This window comes from Allobosea lathyri, assembly GCF_900108245.1.
GTDB classification, from domain to species: Bacteria; Pseudomonadota; Alphaproteobacteria; order Rhizobiales; family Beijerinckiaceae; genus Allobosea; species Allobosea lathyri.
The window spans coordinates 165,679-173,710 of record NZ_FNUY01000010.1; the positions used below are offsets into that span (position 1 = coordinate 165,679).

The following is an 8,032-nucleotide window of genomic DNA, read 5'->3' on the forward strand; positions in this document are numbered from 1 at the left end:
CCAGGCCTTGAATTCATCGGGGGTAAGGCAGCGCTCCCGTCCTTGCCGAGCCGGCTAGGCAGCGGTCACGCGCAGCTTGCGAAGCTGCTCCAGCTCAGCTGGGGAATAGCCGAGCTCCGCGAGAAGCGCCCCAGTATGTTCGCCCATGTCCGGCGGCGGGCGGCGAACGGCACAAGGCGTTTGGCTGAGCTTGATTGGGAAGCCGAGCATCCGCACCTCGCCGTGATCCTTGGTCGGGACGTTCATGACCATTTCCTGCGCCAGGATCTGCGGATCGGAGAACACGCCGTGCATGTCGTAGATCGGGCCGCATGGCACGCCGGCGGCGTTGAGCTTGGTGATCCAGTACTCGGAATCGCTATGGCCAAGTTGCTCTTCGACCAAGGCGGTCAGCCGTGCGCGATGCAGGACCCGTAGATCGTTACTGACGAAATCCGGGTGCGTCTTCAGCGCGGGCAGTTCCAGCGCATCCATCAACCGGCCGAAGAAAGTGTTGTCGCTGGGCGCGATGGCGATCTGCCCGTCACGCGTGCGAAACAGCCCGTAAGGCGAGGCGATCGGGTGATCGTTGCCGGTCTTGGGCAGCACCTCGCCGGTCGCGAAATAATGCGAGGCGACATATGCAAGCAGGCTGACCATCGAGTTGGTCAGGCTGATCTCGACATGTTCGCCAGTCTGGGCGCGCTCGCGCCGCACCAGCGCGGCACATACGCCAAGCGCGCCATAGAGGCCGCTGACCAGATCGCTGATCGGCAGGCCGGTGCGGAGCGGCGGGTCTCCAGGCCCGCCATTGACGCTCATGAAGCCGCTCATCGCCTGCGCGATGAAGTCGAAGGCCGGGCGATCACTATAGGGCCCTGTCGAACCGAAGCCCGTGATGCTGCACGTGACGATCCCTGGTCGGATCTCCTGCAGTCTCGCTTCGTCGAACCCCAGTCGGGCGAGCACGCCCGGCCGGAAATTGTCGATCACCGCATCGGCCGTCGCGATCAGCCTTTCGAGAGCGACACGGCCTTCCGGCGCTTTCAGGTCGAGCGTGACCGAACGCTTGTTGCGGTTGAACGAGGCGAAGTACCAACTCATGCCATCGCGGCCGGCGCCTTGCTTGCGGATCGGATCGCCTTCGCCCGGGGGCTCGATCTTGATGACGTCGGCACCGAGATCGGCCAGCATCATTGTGCAAAACGGCCCGGAGATGACGCGTGTGAGGTCGATGATGCGGAAACCTGTCAGAGGCATGGTGTTCGATTCACAGTGCGATGTTGGGGAGCCAGGTCACGAGACCGGGAAAGATGGAGATCAGGACCAGGACGATCAGGGACCAGCCGAGGAACGGGAACAGCTCGACGGCAATGGGCCAGAGCGGCACGCGGCCGACCGCACTCGTCACGAACAGGAGAAGTCCGATCGGGGGATGCAGCATGCCGATCATCAGGTTGAGGATGACAATCATCGCGAACTGGATCGGATCGATCCCAAGTTGCGCCTGGATGGGCAGAAGCGTTGGCACGAACATCACCAGCGCCGGCAGCGGTTCCAGGATCATGCCGACGATGAACAGCATGATGTTGACCACGAGCAGGACGATGAGCGGGTTTTCAGAGATGCTGAGGATGCCCTGCGAAATGCGCGTTGCGATGTGGGATTCGTTGAGGAGCCAGGAGAACGGCCCGGCCGCCGCCAGCAGGAACAGGATGACGGCGGAGGTCTTGCCTGCCGAATAGAAGACCTGCCCGAGCTCCCTGACGTGAAGATCGCGATAAATCACCATGCCGACGACCAGCGCATAGACGCAGATCACGCCCGCGGCCTCGGTTTCGGTCATGAAGCCCGAGCGGATGCCGATCAGGATCAGCACCGGGACCATCAGCGCCCAGATCGACATGCGCGTCGCGGTTGCCCTCTCGCGCCAGCTCGCACGCGGCTTCGAGGCATAGCCCTGCCGGCGCGCCACGATGGCGCAGATCACCATGTAACCGGCGAACAGCATCAGGCCTGGAACGACGCCAGCCATGAATAACTTGGCGATCGAGAGATTGGCCATGATCGCGTAGATGATCATGGGAATGGATGGGGGCAGGATCGGTCCCAACATCGCACCGGCGGCAATCACGGCCGCAGCGTATCCGGGCTTGTAACCCTCCTTCTTCATAGCCGGAATCAGCAGGCTGCCGGTTGCCGTCGCATCGGCGACCGCCGAACCGGAAATGCCCGCCATGATCAGGTTGGTCGTCAGCGCGACCTGCGAGAGCGACCCGCGAAAATGCCCGACCATCGCGGTCGACCACTGTATCAGCCGGCGGGTGACGCCGCCCTGGTTCATGATTTCGCCGGCAAGCACGAAAAGCGGCACGGTGATCAGCGCAGCACTGTCGACGCCGGAGACCAAGGTCAACGGAGCCATGACCGGATCGATCGCGCCGTGCAGCAGCATGCCGAACAGCGCGGCCAGAATCATCGCGAAGCCGACGTCGAACCCAACGACAAGTAGAATAAAGAAGACCAGGGTACTAATGATGATCATCATGCTCGGATACCGGCGCGTCGACACCCAAACGTCCGCCCGAGAGCGTGTTCGCGATGCGGAGGATGAGGAAGACGGCGAGCAGGATCATTCCCGTCAGGAGCGCCCCGTACATCACGTCATAGTAAAGCGAAGTGCCCATGATGGCCTGGAACGAGCCAATTTCGAGCAGCTGCCACCCAACGGTGATGATCAGCACTGTTACGGCCAGCATCAGGATGTCGAGCAGGAAGGCGGCAATCTGCCGGGCCCCCGCTGGCAGGAAATGCTGCACGACTTCGATGCGGATATTGGCCCGCTCCCTGACCCCGATCGCGAAACCGAGGAACACCAGCCAGACCATGCCGATGCGCGCAATCTGGTCATGCGCATCGAACTGTGACTTGAGGAAGTAGCGGTCGGCCACCTGCCCCACGGTGAAGACGAGAACGACGGCCAGGGCAATGATCACCGCCGCCCTGACCGTCGCGGCAAGGAGACGCACGGGCAGGGTCAGCAGCCGGAACTCCGGCTGCTGCGCGGCGACCGCCGGCGTCGTATTGAGGCTGTCCGCCGGTTCGGTCATCAGGCTTCCTGCAGCTTGCGCAGGCGCTCGACCAGGCCGGCCGGCCACATCTTGCCTTCCAGCTCGACCTCGACGCCGGCCACCGCCTTCCTGAAGGCATCACGGTCCGGCACGACATAAGTCACGCCAGCCGCCTTCAGGATTTCGATCGCGTCGGTATCGAGCTTACTAGTCAGCGCCGTCGTTACCGCGCCGGCCTCGCGGGAAGCCTTCTTGAACACTTCGCGATCCTCGGAGGAAAGCCCCCGCCAGAAGCGCTCGGAAACGAAGAAGCCGACGAGTTCGTTGACATGGTCGGTGGCTGACCAGAACTTTGCTGCCTCATGGAAGCGAGGCGGAATCGCCAGGTCGAAGCCGTTGTCCTGGCCGTCGACCGTGCCGCGCGACAGCGCGCTGTAGATCTCGAGCATGCCCAACGGCGTGGACTGCACGCCGAGACGGTCGAACATGGCCCGCAGCATCGGGATGGGCGGAATGCGCAGGCGCATGCCTTTCACATCCTCAGGCTTCAAGATCGGGCCCTTGGTGCTCTGGATCGCCCGGGACGAACGCTGCCCCCAGGCACCAAAGACGCGCACGCCCGCCGTCTCGCCGATCTTGGAGAACATCTCCTGGAACTGCGGGTCGGTGTTGATGATCTTTTCGCCCCATTCCCCGCTCTTGAAGAGATAGGGCACGTAAAGGACGTTCAGGGCCTCGCCGCCGCGCACATAGCTGATCGAGGACAGCCCGAAATAGGAGAATTCGACGGTCCCTAACTGCATCGCCGAGAGCAGTTGGTTGATGTCACCGAGTTGGCCGTCCGTGTAGACGCTGATCGTGTAGCGCCCCTTGCTATCGGTCTCGACGACTTCCTTGAAGCGGAGAAGCGCCTTGTGCCAGGGGCTGTTGTTCAGGGCGATGGTCGCGATCTTAAGGTTCTTGGCCTGCGCCCGGGCGATCCCCGGAGCGCCGATGGCGGCGGCAGCGCCACCGAGCAAGGCACCGCCAAGCAATCCTCGGCGGCCGATCTTCAAATCGATCATGGTCGTTTCTCCCGTTTGCGGTGGCGTTCTGGCGCCCCGCATTATTGTTCTGAAGGTGGTTCGCGCAGGTCGGCCGAGTTCAAAACTCCCACTGAACCGGCGGAGCGCCAGCAACCGGGGAGCGGAAGGAGGCTATCCGGCTGCCAAACAGCGAGCCCAGATAGACGGTCTTGAGATCCGCGCCGCCGAACGCGATGCCCGAGAGGTTGCCCAGCGGCCGCTTACCGCCCAGGTCCAGATGCGCGCGGGTATAGGTACCATTTTGGAATGCCGCTTCGGCGGCATCGACCGCAGCACTGTCGCAATCTTCCAGGACGATGTGCTGCTTGCCGTCCGACGTCACCCGGATCACCCGGTTGCTGACCACGCTGACGGTCCACAGGCCCCCTTCGGCATCGAAGGCGAAACCGTCCGGGAATGTGCCTGCGCCGTACTGGGCGAACACTTCCTTGGCTCCGAGCGAGCCGTCGGCCTGGATCTCGAAACGGCTCGTGCAGCGCGAGATGGTCTCGTTCACATAAAGCCAGCGGCCGGTCGGATCGACGATCGCCTCGTTGGTGAAGCCGATATCCTCGGCAACGATGCGAGCTCCGCTCGCATCGAGCATGATGATGTAGCCATCGGCATGACCCTTCTTCATCGAGCCTTCGCGTGGGATCAACCGAGTGCTGACGCTGATCCACGTCCTTCCATGGGCATCGATGCCGACGAAATTGGTCGGCTCAAGATGCTTGCCGTCGATCTCCATGAGCTTGGGCGTCAGCGTGCCGTCCGGCGCCATGTGCCAGACGCCGCCATCGGGGCCCAAATCAGCGATGAGGAAGCTCCGGCCGGGGAGAAGGGCAAAGCCATTCGGCATGAAGCCCTGAGGCGCATTGCGCCCCAGGATCAGCTCGGTCCGGCCATCGGCACGTACGACGCTGATGCCGCCACGCTTGTCGGGCATGAAGATATCGCCAGAGCGCGTCGACAACACGCATTCCGGGCGCGAAAGATTCTCGCCGAGATACGTAAGGTCGCTCAGATCAACAGAAAACATGTCCCCTCCATGGCCCAATCGCCTCGCTCCCATGCACGAGCCCGCGCTTGCCGCCGGGCCTGCTTTATGATGCTTGTGGCCGACGCTCGCGGCTCTTCACACCACCCTATCCAATGGCGAATGGCCGACTAGTCGTGAATTGGAACCCCGCCGTTCTCGTTACGTGAACCCGGCCTGCCGTAGCCTGTGAAAGACCTTCCTGCCTCATGATTCGTGCCGACCTGACCACGTTGCGAATGTTCCTTGCCGTCTACCGACAGGGAAATATCACCAAGGCCGCGGAGCGTGAGCACATCGCGCCTTCGGCAATCAGCAAGCGCATCCAGGACCTCGAGGCGGAAGTGGGCGCACCTCTGTTCTATCGCCATGCCAGAGGCATGACCGCTACCCCGGCGGGCGAGACGCTGGCACGGCATGCAGGCGGGCTGTTCGAGCGCTTCAACCATATGGAGGCCGATCTCAGCGCCTTTGCGACTGGCGAACGCGGGCTGGTTCGCATTCATGCCCACCAGTCGGCCGTCGTCCAGCATCTGCCGCAGGATCTGGCCGCCTTCCGCCATGCCCATCCCGATATCAACGTCATCCTGCGCGAGGAGACCAGCCCGAACGTCCTGCAGTCGATGATGGACGGGCTGGGCGATATCGGCATCTTCGCCAACAACACGCAGGTACCGGACGGTCTTCAACTCTTCGAGTACAAGCTCGACCGGCTCGTCGTCCTGCTTCCGGCTCACCATGCGCTGGCAACCCTCGACGCGATCCGTCTCACCGACCTTGCCGGCGAAGATTTCATCAGTCTCGAAACCGGGAGCTCGCTGCAAACGCTCGTCGCAAGATCGATCACGGATACGGGTATCAAGATCAGCACCAGCATCGAGGTGGTGACGTTCACGGCAGCGGTCCGGATGGTGGAGGTCGGCCTCGGCGTGACGATCGTACCTGCGGGCATCGCCACGATCTATGGCGCCAACCCGCATGTGAAGAGCGTGCCCCTGCTCGACGACTGGGCCTGCCGCAAGCTGCTGATCTGCGTTCGCGACGAGACCAAGCTGATGGTCGCCGCGCGCCTTCTGCTCGGGCATCTGCGCAATGGCACGACGCCCTGACGACCTCGCGGCCCGACAGATCCGCGTCTTGTCGAACGACGAAGCTGCGCGTTCCCAATCGATAATGGTCAGAGCAAGCCGGCTTGACTATCCCTCGACGTGCAGGATGAGCCGTGGCTCCAACAGCCGCGGATCGGGAGGACGAAGATGAGCAAAGTCGAAATCGTTGAGGTTGCGCCCCGCGACGGCCTCCAGAACATTGCGCGCTTCGTCCCGACCGAGGACAAGATTTCCTTCATCAGGAAGCTGCGGGCGACCGGGATCGAGCGGATGGAAATCGGCTCCTTCGTTAGCCCCAAGGCCATCCCGCAGATGAGCGACATGGAAGAGGTCGTGAAAGGCCTCGGCCCAATGCCCGGCCTGCGCACCGTGGCACTCGTCCCCAATAGCAAGGGCGCCAGCCGGGCCATCGCTTCGGGCATCAGCGATCTGATCTTCGTTATCTCGATGTCAGAGGCGCATAACATGAGCAATGTGCGCCGCTCGGTCGATGCATCTATCGCGGATTTCGGGCGAACGCTCGCCGAGATCGACCCCGAGAAGAAGCTCTCGATCCGGATCGGCCTAGCGACGACCTTCCATTGTCCGTTTGTCGGTGTGATGGACGAGGTCGAGGTCCTGCGCACCATGTGCAAGATCGTCGCCCTGCGCGAAGGAATTGAACTGACCCTCGCCGATACCACCGGCATGGCGGAGCCGCAGCATGTGGGCCGCTTCGCCAGGCGCTGCCTCGCCGAGTTCGGCAATTCGGTGCAGTGGTCGTTCCACGGGCACGACACGGCAGGCTTCGGCATCGCCAATGTCCTGGCCGCGCTCGATGCGGGCGTCCGTTCGTTCGACGGCGCCGCAGCTGGCCTTGGCGGCTGCCCCTTCGCGCCCGGTGCGACAGGTAACATCGCGACCGAAGATCTCGTCTATCTGTTCAGCCGCATGGGCATCGAGACCGGCATCGATCTTGCCAAGCTTCTGGAGGTCGCAGAAATCGCCGCCTCCCTCTCTCCCACTCCTACCGGTAGCCACGCGCTAGCGATGCCGCGTGCGCGAGTGCTGGCTGGAGGCGGTCGCCTCTCAGCCTGACGCAAGAGCAAATCGCTCTATTCCATGTAAAATTTGGCATCGACAGGACGCATGCGCCGACATGAGCCGCGCGACCTGCAACGACCGGGTTCCCGATGCGAAACCCAAATCGGCTCGCTCTTTTCAGCACAGTGGACCGGACGTCAGAGAGCGCGACAGGCCCGGCCGCGCCGCGCAGCTTGAGGGCGTGTCGTAGCCCGGCGACGTAAAGCCGTCGAAGCCGCCGGCCGCCGTCCCGCCATAGGGAGTGCCGCCTGTCGGGGTCGGTTCGGGAGTTGGGCTGCCAAAGGTGCCGCCGAAGTCAGATGACAGCGGCATCGGCGGTGTCGGCGATGTGCCGCCCGATGCGCTGGGCGAGATCGTCAGAACGGCTGAGAGAAAGCTCAAGGCATAGTTGTTCGAGGCCGCGAGCGTGCCCTGGAGGATGGCATATCTGCCGGCTGGCGATGTCGATCCGGCGGTCGTGGCCAATCCGCCGACAAGCGTGTCGCCGTTGACCAGCCCGTTGCCGCCCACCGTATACGTCAAGGACGGGTTGGCGTTGCCATAGATGCGGCTCAGCGCGTCGGCGGTCACCGTGAGCGGGCGGGCCGTGACCGACAGGGCGGTCGCGTTGCCCGTGGCCTGCGCGAAGACGTAATTGCCGTTGTTGAGGGTCAGCCCCAAGCCGTTGATTGCGTAGCTGCCGACATTGCT

Annotated in this window: 8 protein-coding genes; 2 read left to right on the top strand and 6 right to left on the bottom strand. The window is 63.1% G+C overall.

From position 1 onward, the window contains the following. Nucleotides 1-54 precede the first annotated feature (54 nt). The 5 genes from C4S73_RS21715 to C4S73_RS21735 form a co-directional block, all read right to left on the bottom strand. A complete protein-coding gene (locus tag C4S73_RS21715; RefSeq protein WP_103874613.1) occupies nucleotides 55-1,239 on the bottom strand; it encodes a CaiB/BaiF CoA transferase family protein in 1,185 nt (394 codons plus the stop codon). A 10-nt stretch (nucleotides 1,240-1,249) separates the two neighbouring features. Next, nucleotides 1,250-2,527: a TRAP transporter large permease gene (locus C4S73_RS21720; RefSeq protein ID WP_103874615.1), complete on the bottom strand. Its 1,278-nt coding sequence runs from the start codon at nucleotides 2,525-2,527 to the stop codon at nucleotides 1,250-1,252. After that, nucleotides 2,511-3,089, bottom strand: coding sequence for a TRAP transporter small permease (locus C4S73_RS21725; protein ID WP_103874616.1), 579 nt, complete (start codon nucleotides 3,087-3,089; stop codon nucleotides 2,511-2,513). Before C4S73_RS21725 ends, C4S73_RS21720 begins: the two co-directional genes overlap by 17 nt. After that, nucleotides 3,089-4,114: a TRAP transporter substrate-binding protein gene (locus C4S73_RS21730; protein ID WP_160115870.1), complete on the bottom strand. Its 1,026-nt coding sequence runs from the start codon at nucleotides 4,112-4,114 to the stop codon at nucleotides 3,089-3,091. Before C4S73_RS21730 ends, C4S73_RS21725 begins: the two co-directional genes overlap by 1 nt. A 79-nt stretch (nucleotides 4,115-4,193) precedes the next feature. Further along, on the bottom strand, nucleotides 4,194-5,153 hold the full coding sequence (locus C4S73_RS21735) for an SMP-30/gluconolactonase/LRE family protein (protein ID WP_160115871.1): 960 nt from the start codon (nucleotides 5,151-5,153) through the stop codon (nucleotides 4,194-4,196). 206 nt (nucleotides 5,154-5,359) lie between these two features. On the opposite strand from C4S73_RS21735, the gene C4S73_RS21740 reads away from it, so the two are divergent. Both C4S73_RS21740 and C4S73_RS21745 read left to right on the top strand, forming a co-directional pair. Then, the gene (locus C4S73_RS21740; protein WP_103874620.1) at nucleotides 5,360-6,259 is read left to right on the top strand and encodes a LysR family transcriptional regulator; all 900 of its coding nucleotides are present in this window, start codon (nucleotides 5,360-5,362) and stop codon (nucleotides 6,257-6,259) included. Nucleotides 6,260-6,406: 147 nt separating this feature from the next. Continuing rightward, entirely contained in the window at nucleotides 6,407-7,336 is a 930-nt protein-coding gene (locus C4S73_RS21745; protein ID WP_103874621.1) for a hydroxymethylglutaryl-CoA lyase, read from the top strand. Between the two features lie 123 nt (nucleotides 7,337-7,459). Here C4S73_RS21745 and C4S73_RS21750 read toward each other — a convergent pair. Further along, nucleotides 7,460-8,032 (bottom strand): MBG domain-containing protein (locus tag C4S73_RS21750; RefSeq protein ID WP_160115872.1); only part of this gene is annotated, 573 nt, incomplete at its 5' end.